This is a genomic window from Streptomyces sp. TLI_053 (assembly GCF_900105395.1).
Taxonomy (GTDB): Bacteria; Actinomycetota; Actinomycetes; order Streptomycetales; family Streptomycetaceae; genus Kitasatospora.
Genome location: NZ_LT629775.1, coordinates 736,026 through 759,512, shown reverse-complemented (window position 1 = coordinate 759,512; position 23,487 = coordinate 736,026). Strand labels below are relative to the sequence as shown.

At 73.3% G+C, this 23,487-nt stretch carries 17 protein-coding genes; 11 read left to right on the top strand and 6 right to left on the bottom strand.

Features of this window, described 5'->3' with window-relative positions; all coding sequences use genetic code 11:
- Positions 1-11: 11 nt before the first annotated feature.
- Together BLU95_RS02735 and BLU95_RS02730 are read right to left on the bottom strand one after the other, a co-directional pair.
- Positions 12-1,280 carry an extracellular solute-binding protein gene (locus tag BLU95_RS02735; protein ID WP_093858507.1) on the bottom strand — a complete coding sequence of 423 codons (1,269 nt, stop codon included), beginning with the start codon at positions 1,278-1,280 and terminating at the stop codon, positions 12-14.
- A gap of 741 nt (positions 1,281-2,021) precedes the next feature.
- Positions 2,022-2,780: a DeoR/GlpR family DNA-binding transcription regulator gene (locus BLU95_RS02730; protein ID WP_093858506.1), complete on the bottom strand. Its 759-nt coding sequence runs from the start codon at positions 2,778-2,780 to the stop codon at positions 2,022-2,024.
- Between the two features lie 254 nt (positions 2,781-3,034).
- On the opposite strand from BLU95_RS02730, the gene nagA reads away from it, so the two are divergent.
- From nagA to BLU95_RS02715, 3 genes are all read left to right on the top strand, one after another.
- Positions 3,035-4,207: an N-acetylglucosamine-6-phosphate deacetylase gene (nagA, locus tag BLU95_RS02725; protein WP_093858505.1), complete on the top strand. Its 1,173-nt coding sequence runs from the start codon at positions 3,035-3,037 to the stop codon at positions 4,205-4,207.
- A 127-nt stretch (positions 4,208-4,334) separates the two neighbouring features.
- Positions 4,335-5,207 (top strand): SIS domain-containing protein, encoded by an 873-nt coding sequence (locus BLU95_RS02720; RefSeq protein ID WP_093858504.1) that lies wholly within the window; start codon positions 4,335-4,337, stop codon positions 5,205-5,207.
- A 357-nt stretch (positions 5,208-5,564) separates the two neighbouring features.
- Complete coding sequence (locus BLU95_RS02715) at positions 5,565-8,390, top strand: TIM-barrel domain-containing protein (RefSeq protein WP_231978226.1); 2,826 nt, start codon at positions 5,565-5,567, stop codon at positions 8,388-8,390.
- A gap of 73 nt (positions 8,391-8,463) precedes the next feature.
- Here the strand turns inward: BLU95_RS02715 and BLU95_RS02710 are convergent, their stop codons facing one another.
- Positions 8,464-9,243 carry a ricin-type beta-trefoil lectin domain protein gene (locus tag BLU95_RS02710; RefSeq protein WP_093858502.1) on the bottom strand — a complete coding sequence of 260 codons (780 nt, stop codon included), beginning with the start codon at positions 9,241-9,243 and terminating at the stop codon, positions 8,464-8,466.
- Positions 9,244-9,836: 593 nt separating this feature from the next.
- Between BLU95_RS02710 and BLU95_RS02705 the strand changes: the two genes are divergently transcribed.
- Positions 9,837-10,394, top strand: coding sequence for a 3'-5' exonuclease (locus BLU95_RS02705; protein ID WP_093858501.1), 558 nt, complete (start codon positions 9,837-9,839; stop codon positions 10,392-10,394).
- Positions 10,395-10,416: 22 nt separating this feature from the next.
- Here the strand turns inward: BLU95_RS02705 and BLU95_RS02700 are convergent, their stop codons facing one another.
- The gene (locus BLU95_RS02700) at positions 10,417-12,153 is read right to left on the bottom strand and encodes an amidase (RefSeq protein ID WP_093858500.1); all 1,737 of its coding nucleotides are present in this window, start codon (positions 12,151-12,153) and stop codon (positions 10,417-10,419) included.
- A gap of 125 nt (positions 12,154-12,278) precedes the next feature.
- A complete protein-coding gene (locus BLU95_RS02695; protein ID WP_231978224.1) occupies positions 12,279-13,775 on the bottom strand; it encodes an APC family permease in 1,497 nt (498 codons plus the stop codon).
- A 97-nt stretch (positions 13,776-13,872) separates the two neighbouring features.
- Between BLU95_RS02695 and BLU95_RS02690 the strand changes: the two genes are divergently transcribed.
- Entirely contained in the window at positions 13,873-14,502 is a 630-nt protein-coding gene (locus BLU95_RS02690) for a TetR/AcrR family transcriptional regulator (RefSeq protein ID WP_093858498.1), read from the top strand.
- Between the two features lie 88 nt (positions 14,503-14,590).
- Here BLU95_RS02690 and BLU95_RS02685 read toward each other — a convergent pair whose 3' ends face one another.
- On the bottom strand, positions 14,591-15,445 hold the full coding sequence (locus tag BLU95_RS02685; RefSeq protein WP_093858497.1) for an ABC transporter ATP-binding protein: 855 nt from the start codon (positions 15,443-15,445) through the stop codon (positions 14,591-14,593).
- 323 nt (positions 15,446-15,768) lie between these two features.
- Here BLU95_RS02685 and ddaH point away from each other — a divergent pair, with 323 nt between their 5' ends.
- The 6 genes from ddaH (at position 15,769) to BLU95_RS02655 (ending at position 23,428) form a co-directional block, all read left to right on the top strand.
- Complete coding sequence (ddaH, locus tag BLU95_RS02680) at positions 15,769-16,632, top strand: dimethylargininase (protein WP_093858496.1); 864 nt, start codon at positions 15,769-15,771, stop codon at positions 16,630-16,632.
- A gap of 620 nt (positions 16,633-17,252) precedes the next feature.
- Entirely contained in the window at positions 17,253-17,498 is a 246-nt protein-coding gene (locus tag BLU95_RS02675) for a phosphopantetheine-binding protein (protein ID WP_093858495.1), read from the top strand.
- Positions 17,499-17,532: 34 nt separating this feature from the next.
- Positions 17,533-19,056, top strand: coding sequence for a tryptophan 7-halogenase (locus BLU95_RS02670; protein WP_197698701.1), 1,524 nt, complete (start codon positions 17,533-17,535; stop codon positions 19,054-19,056).
- A 205-nt stretch (positions 19,057-19,261) separates the two neighbouring features.
- Positions 19,262-20,689 carry a cation:proton antiporter gene (locus BLU95_RS02665; RefSeq protein WP_107452461.1) on the top strand — a complete coding sequence of 476 codons (1,428 nt, stop codon included), beginning with the start codon at positions 19,262-19,264 and terminating at the stop codon, positions 20,687-20,689.
- A gap of 122 nt (positions 20,690-20,811) precedes the next feature.
- Complete coding sequence (locus BLU95_RS02660; protein WP_093858493.1) at positions 20,812-22,281, top strand: MFS transporter; 1,470 nt, start codon at positions 20,812-20,814, stop codon at positions 22,279-22,281.
- Between the two features lie 121 nt (positions 22,282-22,402).
- The gene (locus BLU95_RS02655; RefSeq protein WP_093858492.1) at positions 22,403-23,428 is read left to right on the top strand and encodes an ABC transporter substrate-binding protein; all 1,026 of its coding nucleotides are present in this window, start codon (positions 22,403-22,405) and stop codon (positions 23,426-23,428) included.
- Positions 23,429-23,487: the final 59 nt, after the last annotated feature.

Below are 23,487 nucleotides of genomic sequence, written 5' to 3'. Positions count from 1 at the left end.
GAGCGGGCGGACTACTTGCCTGCGACCGCGGCCTGGGCCTTCTTCTGCAGGTCGCCCAGGACCTTCGCGGGGTCGTCGGCGACGGCGGAGCCGATGCCCTTCTTGAGCTCGGCGGAGACCGCGTCCCAGGCGGTGTCGCCCAGAGGGTAGAAGGCGGCGCCGGGCAGCAGGGCGAAGAAGGGCTCGAGGTCCTTGTGCTTGCCGCCCGTGCTCATCTCCTTCAGGGTGTCCTGGGTGACGGGCATCAGGTTGTAGGTCTCGACGAACTTGAGGGTGTTCTCCTTCGCGTACGCGAAGTCGAGGAAGGTCCTGATCTGCGCCGCGTGGCCGTTCTTCTTGAACGCCATGGTCCAGTCCGCCACGCCCAGGGTGGACTTGAGGGGCCCGTTCTTGCCGGGGATGGGCGCCACGCCGTAGTCGACCTTGCCCTCGGTGGCCATGGAGATCAGCGAGGGGTGGCCGTTGAGCATGGCGGTCTTGCCGGCGGCGAAGTCGGCGAAGGCGGTCTTGCGGTCGGTGGTGGCCGGGTTGGCGTACGTCAGGCCCGGCTGCACGAGGTCGGCCTTCAGCCAGCTGAAGGTGCCGACGTTGGCCGGGCTGTCGATGGTGTAGGCGCCGCTGCGGTCGGTGTGGCCGCCGCCGTTGCCGAGCTCCCAGATCATGCTTTCGCCCTGGGCCTCCTCCGGTCCCAGCGGCAGGGCGTAGGGGACGACGCCCGGCACCTTCGCCTTGATCTTCTCGGCGTCGGCCTTGAGTTCGTCCCAGGTGGTGGGGGGCTGGGCGATGCCGGCCTGCTGGAACAGGGCCTTGTTGTAGAAGAAGGCGCGGGCGGAGGAGACGAACGGGATGCCGTACTGGGTGTCCTTGACCTTGCCGGCGTCGGCGAAGGTGGCGATCAGATTGGCCCTGGTCGCGGTGGAGAGCACGTCCTCGGCCTTGTAGAGGAGGTCGTCCGCGACCTTGTCGGCGTAGCCGCCGGTCTGCAGGACGTCGGGGACGTTCCCGCTCTGGATCATGGTCTTGACCTGGCTGTCGATGTCGTTCCAGTTGATGACCTGGACGTCGACCTTGATGTCCGGGTGGGCCGCGGTGAAGGCGGCGGCGACGCCGTCCCAGTAGCCCTTGGAGCTGTTGGAGGCCTTGTCGCCGTAGTCGGCCGCGACCAGCTTGAGGGTGACGTTCCCGCCGTCGGAGCCGCTGGATCCGCCGCTGCCGCACGCGGTGAGCGTCAGCGCCGCGGTGGCGCACAACAGGGGGATGCCGAGGAGCCGCTTGTTCATGGCCGTGTACCGCCTTCGTCCTGCGAACCCGGGCCCGGGGGCGGGGGTTCGTTCCTGGGAGTGCAGAAGCCGAGCACCGCACCGGTGCGTCGCGGGGGCTGGGGGAGGCCGCCGCTCGGTGCACCTGCCGGCTGTCGAACGGGCCGCAACGGCCATGGCTGCTTGATTGTGCTTGAAGACAGCCAGGTTTGCGCAAATGTGAAGTGCCCGTTGCTCACGGAAGTATTCACGAGGGGCGCCGGGCGGTCTAGTTGCTGTTACCGGACCGTTGCGGACGTGCCGCCTGCCGGACGGTTCGCCCGCTCCCGGCGGACAGCTCCGACGATCCGTCAGATCTGTTGTTCTGCCTGGTCGGAGCGATCGAACGGGCTCGGGGTCCGGTCGGCGGGGGATCGCGTCGACCGCTGGGCGCAGGGCCCGGTGCGGGCCGGCGGGCGGGCCGTGGAGTGCGGCGCGGCCCTCTGCTCAATTTTGTTTGCAAGGGGTGCAAAAGCACGGGGCGTGCACGTCGGCATGTGCGATCTTGGAATGCGCTCGCGGACATGCGGTCCCGGGCGTGCGCGCCCCGGACGTGTGCATCCCGGTCGTGTGCACCCCGGTCGTGCACGAAGCCCCCGGCGATCGGCCGAGGGCGGTCGCGGGTCCGGGCCGGGGGCCGACGGGATCGGAGCGGGCGGGGTGGGGGTACGGGGCCGGGGGCCGGGGCCGGCCGGGTCCGGACGGTCGCCCGGGCGCCCGGGGTCAGGCGCGGAGCACCCGCACGCCGCAACCGGTGACGGCCTTCTCCTGCGCGCCGGTCAGCCCGTCGTCGGTGACCAGGTCGTGGATGTCCGTCAGCGGGCAGATCGCGGCGAAGGTCACCAGCCCGACCTTGCTGCTGTCCGCCAGGACGACGCCGCGCGCGGCGCTGCGCAGGAAGGCCTGGTCGGTGTGGGCCTCCATCTCGTCGTGCGTGGTGCAGCCCTCGCCGGCGGTGAGGCCGTCGACGCCGATGAACGCGACGTCCAGGTGGTACTGCGAGAGCATCCGCTCGGCGGCCGGCCCGACCAGCTCGTAGCTGGCCGACCGCGCGATGCCGCCGACCACCACCAGGCGGATCTCCGGCCGGACGATCAGGTCGGCGGCGATGTTGACCGCGTTGGTCACGATGGTGACCCCGCCGCGCTCGGCGAGCACCCGGGCGAGCTCGCTGGTGGTCGTGCCGCCGGTCAGGCCGACCACGGCGCCCTCCGGCACCAGGCGTTCGGCGGCCAGGGCGATCCGGCGCTTCTCGGCCTGCCGCTTGCCGTGCCGGTGCCGCAGCGGAAGCTCCAGATTGACGGTGCCGGTCACGGCGCCGCCGCGGGTGCGGTGCAGCAGGCCCTGGTCGTGCAGCTCCTGGAGGTCGCGGCGGACCGTCGCGGTGGAGACGCCCAGCAGCTCCGCCAGCGCGTGCACGTCGGCGCTCCCCGCTTCGGTGACATGAGCGAGGATCTTGGCGGTCCGGTCAGCTTTGAGCATGTCGGGGAGTCTAGACGAGGCTTGGTCCGTACCGCAGCGGCGCCTCGGGGGAGCGGAGAACGGGGCTTCGGTGCTGGCAGGGCGGCAGGTATCCGACAAGTCGGCCCTGGGGGCAAGATGCTCGGAACTGATTAAAGTACCCGGTACAGCGAACAAATTCGATCGACGCGCGCTGCCGACCGCCGCCCGTTGCCACGATCAGACCGGTGGGGCGGGAGGGTGGTGGACCGCGTCCTCTTCCCGGAGGTGACCGCGTGACCGCGGACCGACTCGCACTGTCCGGCGCCCGGCTGGTCCTGCCCGGCGGCGTCGTCGAGAACGGCCGGCTCTCGATCGGGGGGACGGCCATCGTCGGCCTGGGCGGCACCGCCACCCCCGGCGACCTCGACCTGACCGGGTACACCGTGGTGCCCGGCTTCGTCGACCTGCACGTCCACGGCGGCGGCGGCGCCTCCTACGCCTCCGGCATCGCCGAGGAGGCCCTGCGCGCCGCCCGCACCCACCTCGAGCACGGCACCACCACCACCGTCGCCTCCACCGTCACCGGCGAGATCGACGACCTGGCCCGCCAGGCCGCCGTCCTCTCCGAACTCGCCGAGGACGGCGTGGTGGCCGGCGTCCACTTCGAGGGCCCGTTCATCTCGCACAACCGCTGCGGCGCCCACCGCCCCGACCTGCTGCGCGACCCCGACCCGGCACTGGTCCGCAAGCTCGTCGACGCCGCCCGCGGCCACGCGAGGATGGTCACCCTCGCCCCCGAACTCCCCGGCGGCCTCGACTCGGTGCGGATGCTCGCCGACCTCGGCGTCATCGCCGCCGTCGGCCACACCGACTCCGACTACGCCCGCACCCTGGAGGCGATCGGCGCCGGCGCCACCGTCGCCACCCACCTCTTCAACGCCATGCCCGGCATCGCCCACCGCGCCCCCGGCCCGATCGTGGCCCTGCTGGAGGACGAGCGGGTCACCGTCGAACTCATCAACGACGGCGTCCACCTCCACCCCTCCGTGCTCGACCTCGCCTACGGCACCGCCGGCGCCTCCCGGGTCGCCCTCGTCACCGACGCCATGGGCGCCGCCGGCATGGGCGACGGCCTCTACCCCCTCGGCCCGCTCCAGGTCGAGGTCAAGGACGGCGTGGCGATGCTCACCGACGGCAGCTCCATCGCCGGATCGACCCTCACGCTGGACCGGGCGTTCCGCCGCTGCCTCACGGTCAGCGGCCTCAGCCTGAACCAGGCCGTGGAGTCGCTCTGCACCGTCCCGGCCCGGCTGCTCGGCCTCGCCGACCGGGTCGGCACCCTGGAGACCGGCAAGCTCGCCGACCTCGTCGTCGTCGACTCCACCGGCTACGACCTGGTCGCCGTCATGCGCCGCGGCGAGTGGATCACCGGCGGCGACCGCTTCGCCCCGATCACCACCGCCTGACCTCCCGCCGCAGGCGAAGGGGCGGTCGGACGGTGCGGGTTGCACATTGGTGATCGATATTGCGCAAAACTGGCTCCTGGGTCTATAGATTAAGCATATTCGAGCAGACTCTGCCTGGAGGACAGTCATGAGCCATGTGGACGCGGAGATCGCCAGTCAACCCGACTGCTGGCGGCGCGCACTCGAGCTGACGCCCCGGGGGCTGCCGGAGCCGGGCGAGCGGGTGGCGGTGATCGGCTGCGGCACCTCGCTGTACATGGCGCAGGCCTACGCCGCCCTCCGGGAGGGCGCCGGACTGGGGGAGACCGACGCCTTCGCGGCCTCGGAGTTCCCCCACCGGCGGCGCTACGACCGGGTGCTGGCGATCACCCGCTCCGGCACCACGACCGAGGTCGTCGAGGCGCTCGGGCGGGTGAGCTCGGGCGAGACCGTCGCCGTCACCGCCGACGGCGCGACCCCGGTCGCCGGTGCGGCCCGCTCCCTGGTGGTGCTGGACTTCGCCGACGAGCGGTCCGTGGTGCAGACCCGGTTCGCCACCACCGCGCTGGTCCTGCTGCGCGCCCGGCTCGGGCTCGCCCCCGCCGACCTGCCGGCCCAGGCCGAACTGGCGCTGGCCCAGACGTTGCCCGAAGGGGCCGCCGCGGCAAGGCAGTTCACCTTCCTCGGGGCCGGGTGGACCTGCGGCCTCGCCCACGAGGCGGCGCTCAAGGTGCGCGAGGCCTCGTACTCCTGGGCCGAGTCCTACCCGGCGATGGAGTACCGCCACGGTCCGGTCAGCGTCACCGCGCCGACCAGCGCCGTCTGGTTCTTCGGCGCCCCGCCCGCCGGACTGGAGGGCGAGGTCCGGGCCCTGGGTGCCACCGTCTCGGTCTCCCCGCTGGATCCGCTCGCCGACCTGGTGCGGGCCCAGCGGCTGGCCGTCGAGGTGGCGGTCTCCCTCGGCCTCGACCCGGACCGACCGCGCAATCTGACCCGCTCGATCGTGCTGGACCGGCCGTGACCGCCCCGCTCGGTCGTCCCGGCCCGGCCGTCGCCGCCCCGTCCGGGACGTCGGCCGTGCACCGGGTGCCGCCCTCGGAGGGAGGTCGCCGGGCGACGCGCTAGGTCCCCACCGGCCCGTCGGCCGGACCTCCGGCCCCTGTCGGACCGTCGCGGTCCGCAGGGGCCGCCGGGCGTTACGGCGCCGCCCGGCCTGCTCGCGGTATGCAAATGTCTGCTCAATAATGCTCGAAAAACCCTTAGTTCAAGCACTTGACGACATGTCATGAACCTTGCTGTCATGGCGGGGCACCGCCCTCCCCGGCCTGCGGCCCCATCGACGCGCGGGCCTTCCTCACTCCCTCCCCAGGAGGACAGCGTGAGCTCTGCCGCCGCTCCCCCCACCCGCCGACCACGGGCCGTCCGCCACCGCCGGACGGCCGCCGCCATGATCCTGACCCTGCTCGGAGCCCTGCTGACCGCGCTCGGCCCGGCCCTTCCGGCCCGGGCCGCGACCGCCGGGAACGCAGCCTCCGTCACCCGCGCCGGTGACACCTTCACCGTCCGGACGTCCAGCGCCGCCGCCGTCCGGATCGTCGTGGCCCGCGCCGACGTGTTCCGGATCTGGCTCTCGCCGGACGGCTCCTTCACCGACGACCCGGCCGGTTCCGACCTCGCGACCACCACCTCCTTCGGCACGGTCGGCGCCACCCTCACCGACGCCGGCGCGTACTGGCGGATCGGCACCCCCGCCATCAGCCTGCGGATCAACAAGAAGCCGCTGACCTTCGCGCTCTACCGGGCCGACGACACCACCCTGGTGTGGGCGGAGTCCCAGCCGACCAGCTGGAGCGCCGGCCGCACCACCCAGTACCTCGGCCGCTCCGCGGACGAGCAGTTCTACGGCACCGGACTGCACCTCGGCGAGTGGGCCCTGCGCGACCGGACCGTCCCGGTCGCGGTCTCCAACAAGTGGACCGAGGGCACCAACGCCAGCCCGGCCCCGTTCTACATGTCCACCAACGGCTACGGCGTCATGCGCAACACCTGGGCACCCGGCTCGTACGACTTCCGCGCCCCGACCGCGCTGAGCCACGACGAGAAGCGCTTCGACGCCTGGTACTTCGCCGGCAGCTCGCTCAAGGACGTGCTCGACGGCTACACCGACGTCACCGGCAAGCCGTTCCTGGCGCCGATGTGGGGCCTGGAACTCGGCAACGCCGACTGCTTCAACGCCTCCAACCCGGACTACCAGGGCGACCACAACCGCGCCCGTCACCGGACCACGCCCGACGTGGTCGGCTACGCCGCCGACGCCCGCGCCGCCGACATGCCCTCGGGCTGGATCCTGCCCAACGACGGCTACGGCTGCGGCTACACCCAACTGCCGTCCACCGTCGCCGCCCTGAACGAGAAGGGCTTCCGGACCGGACTGTGGACCTCCACCGGCCTCTCCGGCATCGACCAGGAGGTCGGCACGGCCGGCTCCCGCGCCGTGAAGACCGACGTGGCCTGGATCGGCAGCGGCTACAAGTACGCCTTCGACGGGGTGAAGCAGGCGGTCGCGGGCATCGAGGACAACTCCGACGCCCGCCGCTTCGTCTGGACAGTCGACGGCTGGGCCGGCACCCAGCGCAACGCGGTCGTCTGGACCGGCGACACCAGCGGCACCTGGGACGCCATGCGCTGGCACGTCCCCTCGATCGCGGGCGCCGGACTCTCCGGTCTCAACTACGCCTCCGGCGACATCGACGGCATCTTCGGCGGGAGCCCGCAGACCTACGTCCGCGACCTCCAGTGGAAGGCCTTCACCCCGGCGTTCATGACCATGTCCGGCTGGGGCGCCACCAACCCCTCGGCCGGGTACCAGGACAAGCAGCCGTGGCGGTTCGCCGAACCGTACGCGTCGATCAACCGCAAGTACCTGCAGCTCAAGATGCGGCTGATGCCCTACCTCTACACCATGGGCCGGACCGCCAACGAGACCGGCGTGCCCTCCACCCGGGCCCTGGTGCTGGAGTACCCGGACGACCCGGTGGCCCGGGGCAACGCCACCTCCGGCGAGTTCATGGCCGGCGACTCCTTCCTGGTAGCACCGGTCGTCAGCGACACCGCCGTCCGCAACGGGATCTACCTGCCGGCCGGCAGCTGGACCGACTACTGGACCGGCAAGGTCTACCAGGGCCCCGGCTGGCTGGACGGCTACGCCGCCCCGCTCGACACCCTGCCGCTGTTCGTCCGCGCGGGCGCGATCGTCCCGATGTGGCCGCAGATGAACTACACCGGTGAGAAGGCCGTCTCCACCCTGACCTACGACGTGTACCCGCGCGGCGACTCCGCCTTCAGCCTCTACGAGGACGACGGGGTGACCCGGGCGTACCAGAACGGCGCCTACGCCCGGCAGCGGGTGGACGTGCACGCGCCGGCCACCGGCCGGGGGGACGCCGTGATCAGCGTCGGTGCGGCGGAGGGCAGTTACACCGGGAAGGCCGCCGAGCGCGGCTACGAGTTCACCGTGCACAGCGCGACCGCGCCCACCTCGGTCTCGGTCGGCGGGGCGCCGCTGCCCGCTCTCGCCGGAAAGGCCGCCTACGACAGCGCGAGCAGCGGTTGGTACTACGACCCGGCCGACCGCGCCGGGGTGCTGTGGATCAAGGCCGGCAGCCGGTCCGGGGCGTTCACCGTGACCGCCTCCGGCATCACCGCGGCGCCCGGGACCCCGGTCGGCACGAGGTCCGAGCCGATCCCGCAGACCGGCTGGAAGGTCCTCGGCGCCGACAGCGAGGAGACCGCGGGCGAGAACGGCGCCGCCACCAACGCGATCGACGGCAACCCCGCGACGATCTGGCACACCAAGTGGTCGGGCGGCGCCGCCCCGCTGCCGCACGAGATCCGGATCGACCTCGGCGCGCGCTACGCCGTCGACGGCCTCGGCCAGCTGCCCCGGCAGGACGGCGGCGTCAACGGCCGGATCGGCCGGTACGAGGTCTACGTCTCCGACAGCGCCACCACCTGGGGCAGCCCGGTGGCCACCGGCTCCTTCGCCGACACGGCCGCCGCGCAACAGGTGTCCTTCACCGCCGCCTCCGGCCGCTACCTGCGCCTGCGGGTCCTGAGCGAGGCGGGCGGCCGGGGGCCCTGGACCAGTGCGGCCGAGCTCACGGCCACCGGGACCAAGGCGCCACCGGGAGCCGCCGCCGGCTGACCCGCGACCGACCGAACGGCAGCCGAAAGGGCCCTCGGTACCGCGCCGGACGCGCGGTACCGAGGGCCCGCGGTCAGGCCGGGAGCCGCCAGACCTGGTTGACGCCGCCGGCGCAGTCCCAGATGATCAGCCGGTTGCCGTTGCTCGCGTCGGCCCTCGGGACGTCCAGGCAGCGCCCGGACTGCGGGTTGACGATCAGGCCGCCCGGCCGGACCTGCCACTGCTGGGCACCCGTGCCGTTGCACACGTAGAGCTGGACGCCGTTGCCGTTGCCCGTGCCGCCGCCCGCCACGTCCAGGCACTTGCCGAGCGAGCGGACCGTGCCGTCGGTACCCACCCGCCAGGACTGGCCGTAGCCGCCGTTGCAGTCGAACAGCTCGACCGGCGTGCCGTCCTCGTGACGGTTGTCCCGGACGGTGACGCACTTGCCCGCGAGCCCGGTGATCGCGCCGACCGGCCCGGCCGGCTCGGGCGGCAGCAGGTCGCCGAGCAGGATCCGCACCTCGACGGCCTTCCCGGGACTGCAGCTGAGCTCGGTCGTGGCGTCGCCGGCGATCACCGAACTGTCGGCGTAGTAGTCGTACACGCGGCCGTTGATCCGCCAGGCGCAGTAGAGCTGGAGCCGCCAGGTACGGCGCGGGTCCAGGCCGGTGCACTCCCCGAACCAGCGGTAGCCGTCGACGACGTAGGTCCGGCAGTTCTCGGCCGCGGTCGTCCCGGCGGTGGCCGCCACCGGTGCGGGGACGACGGCGGGCACCGGTGGCGCGGGGACGGCGAGCGCGCCCGAGGGGGTGGCGATCGCGGCGGCCACCGCCAGCAGGAAGGTGGCCAGTGCGGCCAGGGTACGGCGCATCGGGAACGTCCTCTCGGGGCTGCGGAAGGGCGGCGTGCCGGGCACCGGTCGACGGTGCCCGTCAGGTCCTGGTGGAAGCCGACCCGGCTTGTTGCGGCGCGAGTTGTGTCCGGCATCCGGCCGGTCCGCGAGTCAGCCTCCGGGACGCCGCAGCCACCGTCAACGCGGATCCGCCGAGATCCCCCCACGGGGGTAACGCGGTCCTCGCGGCTCCCCCCGACGGGGGGCCGGTCGTCCCGGCCGGGGCAGTTCGCCCCGGCCGGGCGGCGGGTGGCGCCGGTGCTCCGTACGGGTGAAGGCCGGTTCGACCCCCGGGCGGTGCGGGCAGAGCCCGGGGCATGACGACACCCCAGCACGAGCCCCAGCACAAGCGCCGCCGCCGTTCTGCCGCTCCCGCAGCCGTCGTGCCCGCCCGTACCGCGGGGCCCGTGCTCCCCGCCCGGACGCGCCGGGCGGGCCGCTGCTGCGGGACGTGGTCCAGCGAACACCTCACCCGGGACGCACGGGTCGTGCGCACGGTCTGGCACGAACCCGCCTGCCGGGCCCGGAAAACCGGATGACCGGAGGCCGCCGCCCTCCCTACCCTCGGCCCCATGGACGTCAACGCGCCCCTGCTGAACGTGGTCGATGTCGAGGCGACCTGCTGGGAGGGGCAGCCGCCGCCCGGCCAGGTGAGCGAGATCATCGAGATCGGGCTCACCGTGGTCGACCTGCGGGCGGGCGAGCGGCTGGCCAAGCACCGGCTGCTGGTGCGCCCGGCCCGGTCGGAGGTGAGCCCGTTCTGCACCGAACTGACGGGACTGACCCCGGCCGAGGTGGCCGGGGGCGTCTCCTTCGCCGAGGCCTGCCGGACGCTGGCGGCCGTGCACCGGACCGGCGCGACACCCTGGGCCAGCTGGGGCGACTACGACCGGAACCAGTTCACCCGGCAGTGCCGGCGGACCGGCGCGGAGTACCCCTTCGGCCACCACCACACCAATGCCAAGGCGGCCTTCACCGCCTCCTACGGCCTGCGCCGACGGCCGGGCATGGCCCAGGCCCTCACCGTCGCCGGGCTCCCGCTGGAGGGCCGCCACCACCGGGGCGACGACGACGCGTGGAACATCGCCGCCCTGGTCCTGGCCGTCGCGGCCCGCGGCGACTGGCCGTAGCGCGGGCCCCCGCCCCGGCCCGTCAGGCGGACGGGAGGCGCGGCGTGCGCGGCGGGGTGGTGCGGCGGTCGCCGGTGGCCTCGAAGGCGGCGGCGAGGCGGAGCAGGGCGGTGTCCTCGTAGGCGCGGCCCGCGAAGGTGAGGCCCACCGGCATGCCGATGTCGGCCATGGTGCCCATCGGCACGGTCACGGTCGGGATGCCGAGGTGGCGCGGTACGAGGTTGCCGTTGGCGACCCACACGCCGTTGCGCCAGCCGAGGTCCGCGGAGGCCTCGACGACGTCCATGTCGGCCGGGCCCACGTCGGCGACGGCGGGGAAGACCACGGCGTCCAGGCCGAGTTCGTCCATCCACTGCTCCAGGTCGATCCGGCGGGTCTCCTCCAGCCCGCGCAGTCCCTGCTCCAGGAGCGGGATCTCGGTGACCGACGCGTAGGGGTGCTCGCGGACCTGGCGCGGGTAGTCGACGATGGTGTCGTCGAAACCGTCGTAGCGGTCCGGCAGTTCGCCCTGGTGCTTGGGCCAGATGGTGTCGGCGTCGACCTCGGCCAGGCTCGGCAGGGCCGGGTCCCCGTTGGCGCGCAGGAAGTCGTCCCAGGCCCAGGCGGACAGATCGAGGATCTCGCGGTCCAGGAAGTCGGGGCCGATCAGCCCCCGGGTCTTCAGGGACGGCGCGCCCGGGCGGTCGGACTCGTAGTTGGTCACGACGGGGAAGTCGACCTCGACGACCTCGGCACCGGCGGCCTCCAGGTCGCGGCGGGCCGCCTCCCACAGGTCGATCACCGAGGCGCGGGTCTCGATCCGCTGACCGGTCTGGCCGCCGATGCCGCCCTCGGGGTTGGTGCCGGCCTCCGGGTCGGCGTTGATGTACATCCGGGGCACGCCGACGCGCCTGCCGGCGAGCGCTGCCCGGGCCGCCGCGGTGTCGGCGGGCGCCAGCCCCGGGTAGGAGTCCGGCCGGACCTCGGACGGGGCGGGGATCGGCACCCAGGGCTGGGTCCGCCACAGGTCGCCGCGGGTGTCCGGGTCGTCGGCGACGACGACGTCGAGCAGTTCGAGCAGGTCGGCCATGGTGCGGGTGTGCGGGACGACGACGTCCATGGTCGGGACCAGCGGCCAGTTGCCGCGCACCGAGATCACGCCCCGGCTGGGGGTGTAGGCGCACAGGGCGTTGTACGAGGCGGGCGCGCGGCCGGAGGACCAGGTCTCCTCGCCGAGCCCGAACGCGCCGAACGAGGCGGCGGTGGCGGTGCCCGAGCCGTTGGAGGAGCCGGAACCGTAGGCGCTGGTCAGCCAGTCGGCGTTGTAGGGGCTCTCGGCGCGGCCGTAGACGCCGCGCTGCATGCCGCCGTTGGCCATCGGCGGCATGTTGGTGAGGCCGATGAGCACGGCGCCGGCGGCGCGCAGCCGCTCGATCGCGAAGGCGTCGCGCTGGGCGACGAGGTGCTCGAACGCCGGGGAGCCGGCGGCGGCGGTCAGGCCCTTGGCGAGGTAGCTGTCCTTGGCGGTGTACGGGATGCCGTCGAGCGGGCCGAGGCTCTCGCCGCGCGCGCGCCGGGCGTCCGAGGCCTCGGCGTCGGCGCGGGCGTCCGGGTTCATCACGACGAGCGAGTTGAGCGCGGTGGCGGTGCCGGGCCGGTCGTAGGCGTCGATCCGCGCCAGGTAGGCGTCGAGCAGGGCGACGGCGGTGGTCCGGCCCGTTTCGAGTGCGGCCCGCAGGTCGGCGATACCGGTCTCGACGACGTCGAACGGGTGGGTCATGGGGTTCGTCTCCAAGGTGATTCGGTGGAACAGCGGTGGAGCAGATCGGTGGAGCAGGTCGGTGGAACAGGTGGAGCAGGTCGGTGGAGCAGGTCGGTGGAAGGGAACGCTGGAGCAGGCGGGTGTCAGAGGACGGCGGGCGCGAGTTCCTCCGTGAGCGGGCGGTCCCCGTCGGCCTCGCCCATGCGCCGGTCGGGGCGGCGTGCGAGCAGGTAGCCGAGCCCGGCGAGGGTCACCGTGCCGACGCCGAGCGGTGCCGCCCAGATCTGGTACCACGGCGCACCGGCCGGGGAGAGGACGGCGCGCGGCCAGCAGATGTTGACCACCTCGAAGCCGGTCCACAGCACCGCGAGCAGGTTCAGCGGGGTCCCGAGACGCCCGTAGCGGACGGCCCCGGCGGGCGTCCAGCCGCCGCGCAGGCGCGCGACCAGGGCGACGAGGGTGAGCAGGAAGAACGGCACGAAGGTGGCGGCGCCGCCGAAGGTGATCAGGCTGCCGATGGCCGAGGTGCTCAGCCCCAGCGGCAGGGCGGCGCAGCTGACCAGTGCGGCGGCGAGGAGTCCGCCGATCGGTGCCCGGTGCCGGTTGACCCTGCGGACGTGGCGGGAGAAGGGGAAGACGTCGTCGCGGGCGAGTGAGTAGAGGCCGCGGGCGGCGCCGCCCTGGGAGGCCATCAGGCAGGCGGTGAAGCTGATCAGGACGACCAGGACGAAGGGCTTGTCGGCCCAGCCGCCGAAGGCGTGGGTGACGGCGGTGGTGACCGGGTCGAGGTCCTGGCGGGCGACCACCTCGGCGGGGGCGGGGTGGGCGAGCGCGACCGCGACCGCGTTGAGGATCACCACGAGTCCGACCGCGATCAGCGACCACCACATGGCCCGGGGCACCTGCCGGGAGGCGTCCTTGGTCTCCTCGGCGGTCGACACGCAGGCGTCGAAGCCGATGAACGCCCAGCCGGCCACGGCCACGGCCGCGAGCACGGCACCGGTGTCGCCGATGCCCAGGGCCTTCGGCGCGTCCAGGAGGTCGGTGAGCAGGCCGAAGCCGTGCTCCCGGAAGAACAGCAGCAGGGTGAGGCCGACCACGACGGAGGCGACCGCCTCGGCGGCGATCCCGAGGCCGACGATGCGGCGCAGGAGGTTGATGCCGTAGGCGTTGACCAGGGTGCAGAGCAGCACGAAGCCGACCGAGGCGAGCACCTGTTCGGCGGGCGTGGGGACGGCGCCGAACAGCGCGAACAGCCAGGGGGAGGCGAGATAGGCGACGGTGGTGTTGCCGAACATCACGGCGAACTGCCACAGCCAGCCGCTCAGCCAGGCGACCGCCGGACCGGCCAGGCGCTTGCTCCACTGGTAGGCGCCGCCGGCCAGCGGCCACTGCGAGGCGAGCTCGGAGTAGACGGAGACGACCAGGCACTGTCCGAGCAGGCACAGCGGCAGCGCCCAGACCCAGGCCCCGCCCGCGACGCTCATGCCGACCTGGACGGCCGCGTACAGCCCGACGACGGGGGAGACGACGGCGAAGCCCATGGAGATGTTGCCGAGCACGTTCAGGCTGCGTCTCAGCTCCTGCCGGTAGCCGAGTGCTGCCAGCCGGTCGTCGTCGGTCGGGGTGTTCTCGGCCACGTGCTGCGCCCTCCAGATAAAACTAACTTTGTTAGCGTCCGCTGTTGATCCGGCACGATAGCCTCTGAACAGGAAGAGCGGAAGAGGGGATCTTTCGGTGGGCCGACCGAGCAGGGCAGTGCTGACCCGCGAGCGGATCGCGCGCGCGGCGCTCCAGGTGGTGGACGACGAGGGTCCCGACGGCCTCACCATGCGGGCGCTGGCGGAACGCCTCGGGGTCAAGGCCGCCTCGCTCTACAACCACATCGAGAGCAAGGACGCGCTGGTCGACACCGTCTCCGAGCTGGTCAACAGCGAGATCGACCACGCGCCGCTGGCCGACGCCGACTGGCGCTCCGGCCTCGCCGCCTACGCGCGCGGCTACCGCGCCGTGTTCGTCCGGCACCCGAACGCGGTCTCCCTGCTCGCCCGCCGCCGGGTCGTGGCGGACAACGCCCTGCGCGGCTACGACGCGCTGCTCGCCCTCCTCGGCCGGGCCGGGCTCGGCCCGGCCGACGCCGCCGAGGTCGCCGCGGCCCTGGACTTCCTCGTCCTCGGCTCCGCCCTGGAGACCTTCGGCGCCGGGTTCACCCGGGAGCCGGCCGGCTACCGGCCCGACTACCCGGCCCTCGCGGACGCCCTCGACGGCGCCTACGCCGACGGGAGCGGCGCGACGGAGCTCGACGACCGGGGCTTCGAACTGGGGCTGCGCCTCCTGGTCGACGGCGTGGCACTCCGCACCCGGTAGCCGGCGCCGTCCGGTCGGGCATCAGGTCCCGTCCGGTCGGGCCTCCGGCCACGACCGGTCGGCCGGCGTTCGTACCCCGGGGCGGAGGTCAGCGGGCGGTGGCGCGGCGGGCCGGGGCGAGCGGGACGACCAGGGGGGTGCCGGTCTGCGGGTCCTCGATCACCTGGCAGGGCAGGTCGAAGACGCGCTCGACCAGATCGGCCGTGACGATCTCCCGGGGTGCCCCTTCGGCGACCACCACGCCGTCGCGCAGGGCGATCAGGTGGGTGGCGTACCGCGCGGCCTGGTTGAGGTCGTGCAGCACCGCGACCAGCGTCCGCCCCTGCTCCCCGTGCAGTCGCGCGCACAGGTCGAGCACCTCGACCTGGTGGGCGATGTCGAGGTAGGTGGTCGGCTCGTCCAGCAGGAGCAGCGGGGTCTGCTGGGCGATGGCCATGGCGAGCCAGACACGCTGGCGCTGGCCGCCCGACAGCTCGTCGACGTAGCGGCCGGCGAGGGCGCCGACGTCGGTGGCCGCCATGGCCTCGGCGACGACGCGGTCGTCCTCCGCCGACCACTGCCGGAACAGGCCCTGGTGCGGATGGCGGCCGCGGGCCACCAGGTCCCCGACCGTGATGCCGTCGGGGGCGGTGGAGCTCTGCGGGAGCAGGCCCAGCCGGCGCGCGAGCTGTCTGGCGGGCAGCGAGCGGATCTGTTCGCCGTCGAGCAGGATCCGGCCGGCCGCCGGCTTGAGCAGGCGGGCGAAGGCCCGGAGCAGGGTCGACTTGCCGCAGGCGTTCGGGCCGACGACCACGGTGAACGAATCGTCCGGCACCGCGACCGAGAGTTCGGTGGCGATGGCGCGTTCGCCGTACCGCAGCGTCACCTTCTCCGCGCGCAGCCGCCCCCCGGCGGCGGAGGGGGTGTCGGCGGTCGGGGCGGTGGTGGTCGGTGCGGGGGGCACGGCAGCTCCACTTCCGGTGACGGGTCCACAGGGGACCGGGTGCGCACGAGAGTTAGTAAGGTAAGGTTAACCTAACTACGTTGGAGCGTTCCCGAAGGGGCGGGCCGGAGTGATCCCGGTACCGCCGATGCGCAACCCCGCACCCCGGCTCTCCCGTTCTCACGCTCGCCGCTCTCCTGTTCGACCGCTCCCTCGCCGTCCCGCCCGACCGCTCTCCGGCTCGCGCGCGAGCCGTTCCCCGGCCCGGTGCCGAGGGCGATCCCCTCGGCCCGGCTTCCCTCTGTGCCGTGCACAGAACCAGTCGAGTCTCACCGGAGGTCTACATGCCTGCAACGGACACGATCCCCACCCCGCTCGTCAAGGCCGCCGGTGCGCACCGCGTCCGCGTCGCGACGCCGCGCCGCTTCCTGATGTGCGAGCCGCTGCACTTCGACGTCACCTACTCGATCAACCCCTGGATGGACCCCGGCAAGCCGGTCGACCCCGGCCTCGCCCTCGCCCAGTGGACCGCCCTGCGGGAGCTGTACCAGAGCCTCGGCCACACGGTGGAGGTGATCGAACCGGCGCCGGGCCTGCCCGACATGGTCTTCGCGGCCAACGGGGCCACCGTCCTGGACGGGAAGGTGCTGGGAGCCCGCTTCCGGCACGTCGAGCGGACCGCCGAAGGGCCCGCCTACCTCGACTGGTTCGCCGGGAACGGCTATCGGGAGCTGCACTGGCCCGAGCACATCAACGAGGGCGAGGGCGACTACCTGGTGGTGGGCCGCCGGATCCTCGCCGGGTCGGGCTTCCGGACCGACCGGCGGTCGCACGCGGAGGCACAGGAGTTCTTCGGGGTCCCGGTCATCGGGCTGACGCTGGTGGACCCGCGCTTCTACCATCTCGACACCGCGCTGGCCGTGCTGTCGGACGACGAAGTCATGTACTACCCGCCCGCGTTCAGTGCGGGCAGCCGGGCGGTGCTGCGCGAGCTCTTCCCCGACGCGATCCTCGCGGACGAGGAGGACGCCGTGGTGTTCGGGCTGAACGCGCTCTCGGACGGCCGTCACGTGCTGCTCCCGGCCGCTGCTACCGGCCTCCAGCGGAGGCTGCGCGAGCGGGGGTTCGAGCCGATCGGCGTCGACCTCACCGAACTGCTGTACGCCGGTGGCAGTGTCAAGTGCTGCACGCTGGAGCTGCGTTCCTGACCCTGGCCCGGAAGCCGGCCCGGCCCCGCCCGACGGCGGGGCCGGGCTTCGGCCTGCCCTCGGGGCCGGACCGCCCCTGATCTGTCCCCGCCCGCGGTGGCGCCGTGCGGCGAGGGGTTGCGGGGGTGGGGGAGTGGAGCCGCCGGGCGCGTGGTGGCGTGATCGCCGCGCGCCCGGCGGCTTCGCCGTGCCCGCTGCCGGGTGCGCCCGTCCGTGGCGTGTTCGTTCCCGAGGTTTCCCGCGGCCCGCCTGTGGCGTGTCCGTTCGCCGCGTTCCCCGCGGCCCGCCTGTGGCGTCCGTCACGGACCTGCCCGTCCCGCCCCTCCGGCCGGCGCCACCGCCATGGGCCCGCCTCGTCGCCGCCGGGCCGGAATCCCGGCCTTCGCTCCCCGCTGGTGCCGCCTTCCGCCTCCTTCGCGGCCGAGTTGACGGCCCGTCCGGGACCGGCCCGGCCTGCCGGTTCCCGCCGGGAGGGGGCTTGACGGGAGTGCCGCGAACCAACTTAGGTAAGGCTAACCTTACTGACATCGGGAAAGTCGGGCCGCGCCGGACGTGCCGTGATCACCGGACCGCCGCCGTGCCCCGAAGTCGCTCGCAGACCGAAGAGAGGACGGCTGTCGATGGCCGAGAATCCCGCCCCGAGGCTGAGCCTGGACCGCATACGGCAGGACGTGGCCGACGTCCTGCGGGTCGACCCCGGCGACCTCGAGGACGACGAGCTCCTGCTCGAGCAGGGCATGGACTCCATCCGGCTGATGACCCTCGTCCAGCAGTGGCGCGACGAGACGGGGACCGACGTCACCTTCGTCGACCTGGCCGGCCGGGCCACCCTCACCCGCTGGTGGGAACTGCTCCGCGACAAGTGACCGCCCCCGTCCCACCGCCCAGAAGGAAACACTCTTGAGTACTGCCGAACAGCCCACGCTGCACGAGGAGTTCGACGTCGTCGTGGTCGGCGGCGGCCCCGGTGGCTCGACCGCCGCCACCCTCGTCGCCAAGCACGGACACCGGGTCCTCCTGCTGGAGAAGGAGACCTTCCCGCGCTACCAGATCGGGGAATCGCTGCTGCCCGCCACGGTGCACGGCATCTGTCGCCTGCTCGGCGTCCAGGACGACATGGAGCGGGCCGGATTCATGGTCAAGCGGGGCGGCAGCTTCCGCTGGGGAACCAACCCCGTGCCGTGGAACTTCCTCTTCGCGCTCGCCCCCGAGCTCTCCGGGCCCACCTCGTACGCGTACCAGGTCGAGCGGATGAAGTTCGACGACATCCTGCTGCGCAACGCCGCCAAGCACGGCGTCGACGTGCGCGAGAACTGCGCGGTTGGGGAGGTGCTGGAGGACGGCGAGCGGGTGAGCGGGGTGCGCTGGACCGGCCCGGACGGCCGCCGGCACGAGGCCACGGCGCGCTGGGTGATCGACGCCTCGGGGAACAGGACGCGGATCAGCAGGCACGCCGGAGGGGAGCGGGTCTACTCCGAGTTCTTCAAGAACCTCGCGCTGTTCGGCTACTTCGAGGGCGGCAAGCGCCTGCCGGGAGCCGACCGGGGCAACATCCTCTGCGCCGCCTTCGACGAGGGCTGGATCTGGTACATCCCGCTCAGCGAGACGCTCACCAGCGTCGGCGCCGTCGTGAGCCGGGCGAAGGCCCCCGAGATCCAGGGCACGCAGCAGGAGCAGGAGAAGGCACTTCTCGGCTTCGTCGACCGCTGCGACATCGTCCGTGACTACCTCTCCGAGGCCACCAGGGTCACCGAGGGCACCTACGGCGAACTCCGGGTCCGCAAGGACTACTCGTACGCCAACACCCGCTTCTGGCGGCCGGGCATGGCCCTGGTCGGCGACGCGGCCTGCTTCATCGACCCGGTCTTCTCCACCGGCGTCCACCTCGCCACCTACGCCGGCCTGCTGGCCGCGCGCTCGATCAACAGCGTGCTGGCGGGCGACCTGACGGAGCAGCGGGCCTTCGAGGAGTTCGAGGGCCGCTACCGGCGCGAGTACGCGGTGTTCTACGAGTTCCTGAGCGCCTTCTACGACATGCAGGGCAACGAGGAGAACTACTTCTGGAAGGCCAAGAAGGTCACCGCCTTCGACTCCACCGACCTGGAGGCCTTCGTCACCCTGGTCGGCGGGGTCGCCTCCCGCGAGCGGGCGCTGACCGGTCCGGCCGAGCTGGCCGAACGGTTCGCCTCCTCCTCGAAGTCGCTCGCCGACGCCGTCGCCGCCACCGGCTCCATGCAGACCGAGTCCGGTGAGCGGATGGACCACCTGTTCGGCGCCAAGGTCGTCGGCGACGTCATGCAGGAGATGAACGACATCCAGCGGCGCGGAGTGCTCGGCACCGGGACCAAGGAGTCCCCGCTGCTGGAAGGCGGGCTGGTGCCGGGCCCGGACGGCCTGTCCTGGGTCGAGCCCGCCACCGGCTGACCGCACCGGCCGGACCGGACACCGCTCCGGCCGGTCGGACAACTCCGGCGGAACGCACCGCTCCGGCCGGTCGCACCACCCCGGCCGGACGCGGCCCCGGCTGCCGGGCGGCTCCGCGCCCGGCGGCCGGGGACGGCCGACCCCAGGGACCCGCCCCGCAGGCGGAGTCCGTCCCACGAGAACAGAAAGGCAGGTCGGCGGACCGGTGGGCTTCCCCTCCCTCGGCGAGCACGCCCAATGGGCGCTGCTGGTACAGCTGTTGGCGATCACGGCGCTGGCGCACGCGGCCGGGGCCGGGGTCCGGCGGCTCGGCCAGCCCGCCGTGATCGGACACCTGCTCGCCGGCGTTCTGCTCGGCCCGTCCGTCCTCGGCCTGCTCTGGTCGGACGGCGCACGGCTGATGATCCCTCAGGAGCGTCTGCTCGGAGCACCGTTGAACGCCGTCGCCTGGCTCGGAGCGGCGTTCCTGCTGCTGCTCACCGGCCTGGACACCGACCTGAACGCGGTGCGGAGGCTCGGTCGGCCCACGCTGCTGATCGGCGCCGGGGCGGTGCTGCTGCCCTTCGCGGCAGGCCTCGCCCTGGCGCTCGCGCTGCCCGCGTCGTTCGCCGGTGCGCGGGCCGGCGACGCGGCCTTCGTCCTGCTGGTCGCCGTCTCGCTGAGCATCTCCTCGATCCCGGTCGTGGCCCGGATCCTGTCCGAACTCGGCTTCATGCAGGCCGACTTCGGTCGTATGATCCTCGCCGTCGCGCTGGCCTCCGACGCACTGGGCTGGCTGGCGCTGGCCGCTGTGACGGTCGCCTCCGGGCCCTCCGCCGGGATCGGGGCGCTGGCCGCCCCGCTGGCCGGACTGGTCCTGCTGACCGCCGCCGTCCTGCTGGCCGGCCCCCGGCTGGTCGACGCGGTCCTGACCAGGCTGCCGCGCAGGGGGACGCCGGTCGGGGACGGTGCCACGGGGACCGCGGGTGCCACCGGAGCCGGCGGACACGGTGAACTGCTCACCGCCGTCGTCCTGGTACTGCTGCTCGCCGTCGCGGCCCAGGCGGCCGGGTCGGACGGACTGCTCGGCGCCTTCGCCGCCGGAGTGCTGATCGGCCGATCGCCCCACCACCGGTCGCGGCTGCGCGCCCAACTGGAGCCGGTCACCCTGACCGTGCTGGCCCCCGTGTTCTTCGCGGTCGCCGGACTCCGGATGGACCTCACCGCCCTCGGGGGCCCGGGCACCCTGCTCTGGGCGGCCGGCTATCTCGCCGTCGCCGTCGGCTGCAAGATCGCCGGCGCGTACGGCGGGGCCCGGCTCGCCGGCCTCCCGTCCCGGCAGGGGCTGGCCGTGGCCGTCGGGCTCAACTGCCGCGGTGCGATCGAGGTGGTCGTCGCCTCGGTGGGCCTGTCGGCGGGGGTGCTGAGCGAACGCGGCTACACCGTGATCGTGCTGATGGCCCTGATCACCACCGTGATGACCGGGCCGCTGCTGCGGGCCGTCGTACCGCGTGCTGCCGTACCGCGTGCTGCCGTGCCGAGCGCTGTGGTGCCGAGCGCCGCCGGTGCGGGCCGGGGCGGCGGGCCGGGCGACAGCGAGGCGGCCACCGGGCTCGCAACCCCGGACGTTCCGGCCCGGCCGCCGAGCCGCTAGCACTCCGCCTGCCGCCTTCCGTCCCTGCCTCTTCCCTTCCCGCCCCCGGCCGGGAACGCCCGTCCCACCCGGCCCCGTCGGCGCGCCCGCGACCGGCAGCCTCTCTCCCCAGGAGCCCCCGAGTGTCCCTGCGCGATCTGTTGATCGACATCGAGCCGCTGCGCGCGAGCCGCGACTTCCGGGCCGTGTTCATCGCCCGCACCGTCTCCCTGTTCGGCCTCGGCGTCGCGACCGTCGCCCTGGCCTCGCAGGTGTACGACCTCAGCGGTTCGACCCTGACGGTGGCCGCCGTCGGCATGGTGATGAGCGTCAGCGTGCTCATCGGCTCCCTCGTCGGCGGTGTGCTCGCCGACCGGCACGACCGCCGCATGCTGATCGTGTCGGCCCGGGCCGCCGCCACGCTCGCCTTCGCCGGTCTCGCCGTCAACGCCTACCAGGACTCCCCGAAGCTCTGGGCGGTCTTCCCCTGGGTGGCCTGGGACGGCCTCGCCTCCGGCGTCAGCATCACCGCCCTGATGGCCGTCGCCCCGACCCTGGTGCGCCGGGACCAACTGCCCGCCGCCGGCGCGCTGCTCGCCCTGACCACCGAGATCGGCTCCGTGGTGGCGCCCTTCCTCGGCGGCATGCTGCTCGCCGCCGCCGGGCCGGGGACCGCGTTCGCCGTCACCGCCGCCACCACCGCGGTCACCACCCTGCTGGTCACCCGGCTCCGTCCGCTGCCGCCGGTCTTCGAGGAGCCCGAGGAGGACGAGCCCGCCGAGGCCCGGGATGACCGGGGCGCCGGCGCCGGGGGCGGAGCCGAGGGGCCTCGCTCCGGGGCCGACAACTCGCTGCTGGGAGCCGTCCGGTACGCACTGCGCCACCGGGTGGTCGGTGGTCTGCTGCTGCTCGGCGGCGCCACTTCGCTGTTCGGGGTCCCGGTGGTACTGCTTCCCGAACTCGTCGACGTCCGCTACGGCGGTGGCACGGTCATGCTCGGCCTGCTCTACAGCGCTCCGGCCGTGGGCGCGGTGCTGACCTCGGCGACCAGCGGCTGGATCGGCCGCAGCCGACGGCCCGGCGCGGTGCTGATCGGCGCGGTGCTGGTGTCGGGTCTCGCGATCGTCGGCTTCGGCCTCAGCCCCTCCGTGGTTCCGGCCTTCCTCGCCCTCGCGGTCGCCGGCGCGGCCGGCACGGTGGCGGCCATCCTCGACTACGCGCTGCTCCAGCACCACACCCCGGACCGGCTGCGCGGGCGGATGTCCGGCTTCGTGACCGCCCAGGGGACCACCGGGGAGATCGGCGGCGAGGCCGAAGTCGCGTTGCTCGCCCGCTGGTTCAGCCCCGGGGGCGCCGCGGTGATCAACGGCGTGATCTGCGCCCTGGCCGCCGTCGCCGTCGCGCTGACCGTCCCGGGCCTGCGCAACGCCACCCTGCCCGACGAGGACGAGGGCGAGGAAGCGGCCGACGACTCGGAAGCGGACCCGAAGGCGGACCCGGAGGCGGACCTGAAGACGGACCCGGGTGCGGACCCGGAGACGGACAAGGACAGCGCCGCCACGGCCCCTCCCACCACTGCCCCCTCCGCCGCCGCCGCGCCCGCGACCTCCTGAGCCCACCCCCGATCTCCCGACCCGGCCGCACCGTCGTCCGTCCGTCGGGACCCGGGCCGCGGCCCGCCTCCCCGCAGGCCGCGGCCCGTCGAAGAAACCGAAGAACCGAAAGGCACCCCAGGTGACCAGTCACACCACAGCCGCGCAGCGAGGACCGGCCGGCGCCGGACCACGGACGGGCCGCCCGCGCGCCGCGATCGCCGCGTTCCTCGCCGCCGCGCTCGTCGTCCTCACCGCCGCCTGCTCCACCACCTCCGAGGGCGGCAGCGGCGCCGCGTCCCCGGCCGGGGGCACCGCGGGCACCACGCGCGTGGTGAAGACCCCGGACGGCGACATCACCGTGCCGGCCGACCCGAAGCGGATCGTCGGGCTCTCCTACGCCGCCGCCTGGCTCCTGGACGCGGGCATCCCGATGGTCGGCGTCACCTCGATCGACGACGCGGCGCTCTCCGCCGAGCAGAAGGCCAAGGTCAAGGAGATCCCGCTGGTCGGCGAGGGCAACGAGCTGAACTTCGAGAAGATCGCCTCGCTCAGGCCCGATCTGATCGTCATCTCCGCCCCGAAGCGGGTGCAGTTCCAGATCGACAAGCTCAGGCCGATCGCCCCGGTGGTCTCCTTCGGCATCGGCAACCCGGACGAACTCCTGCCCACCTCACTGAAGGTCACCGACGCCGCCGGGCACCCGGAGGCCGGACTCGCGGTGAAGAAGCAGTACGAGGACAAGGCCGCCAAGCTGAAGGCGACCTATGCCGAGAAGCTGGCCAGGACCGACTGGGCGATCGTCAACTCCGGTGAGCCCGGCAAGTTCTCCGCCTACGACGGCAAGTCCTGGCTCGGCCTGGTGGTCAAGGACGCGGGCGCCAGGTTCGCCACCCTGCCGGGCGTCACCTTCACCGACGCCTGGGCCGACCTCTCCTTCGAGGAGATCGGCAAGCTGGAGTCCGCCGACGTGATCCTCGTCGACGGCGACGAGGAGGGCGGGAAGCCCTCGGCCGAGACCACCGAACTGCTCGGCCAGGCCAACTGGAAGAACCTCAAGGCGGCCAGGAACGGCCAGGTCCACCCGGTCCCGGCGTTCTTCACCAGCCGCTACCCCGAGGCCGTCCGGATCCTCGACCAGCTGGAGCAGGTCCTCACGTCGCTCTGACCCGGCGCCGGCCCGGCCGCTTCCCCGGCCGGGCCGTCCGCCCCCCGCTCGCACCAGAT

Bases quoted from the DNA above. Each gene is read 5' to 3' on its own strand.
- BLU95_RS02735 (WP_093858507.1), bottom strand. From the start codon at position 1,280: ATGAACAAGCGGCTCCTCGGCATCCCCCTGTTGTGCGCCACCGCGGCG.
- BLU95_RS02730 (WP_093858506.1), bottom strand. From the start codon at position 2,780: ATGCTCAAAGCTGACCGGACCGCCAAGATCCTCGCTCATGTCACCGAA.
- BLU95_RS02720 (WP_093858504.1), top strand. From the start codon at position 4,335: ATGAGCCATGTGGACGCGGAGATCGCCAGTCAACCCGACTGCTGGCGG.
- BLU95_RS02710 (WP_093858502.1), bottom strand. From the start codon at position 9,243: ATGCGCCGTACCCTGGCCGCACTGGCCACCTTCCTGCTGGCGGTGGCC.
- BLU95_RS02705 (WP_093858501.1), top strand. From the start codon at position 9,837: ATGGACGTCAACGCGCCCCTGCTGAACGTGGTCGATGTCGAGGCGACC.
- BLU95_RS02700 (WP_093858500.1), bottom strand. From the start codon at position 12,153: ATGACCCACCCGTTCGACGTCGTCGAGACCGGTATCGCCGACCTGCGG.
- ddaH (WP_093858496.1), top strand. From the start codon at position 15,769: ATGCCTGCAACGGACACGATCCCCACCCCGCTCGTCAAGGCCGCCGGT.
- BLU95_RS02675 (WP_093858495.1), top strand. From the start codon at position 17,253: ATGGCCGAGAATCCCGCCCCGAGGCTGAGCCTGGACCGCATACGGCAG.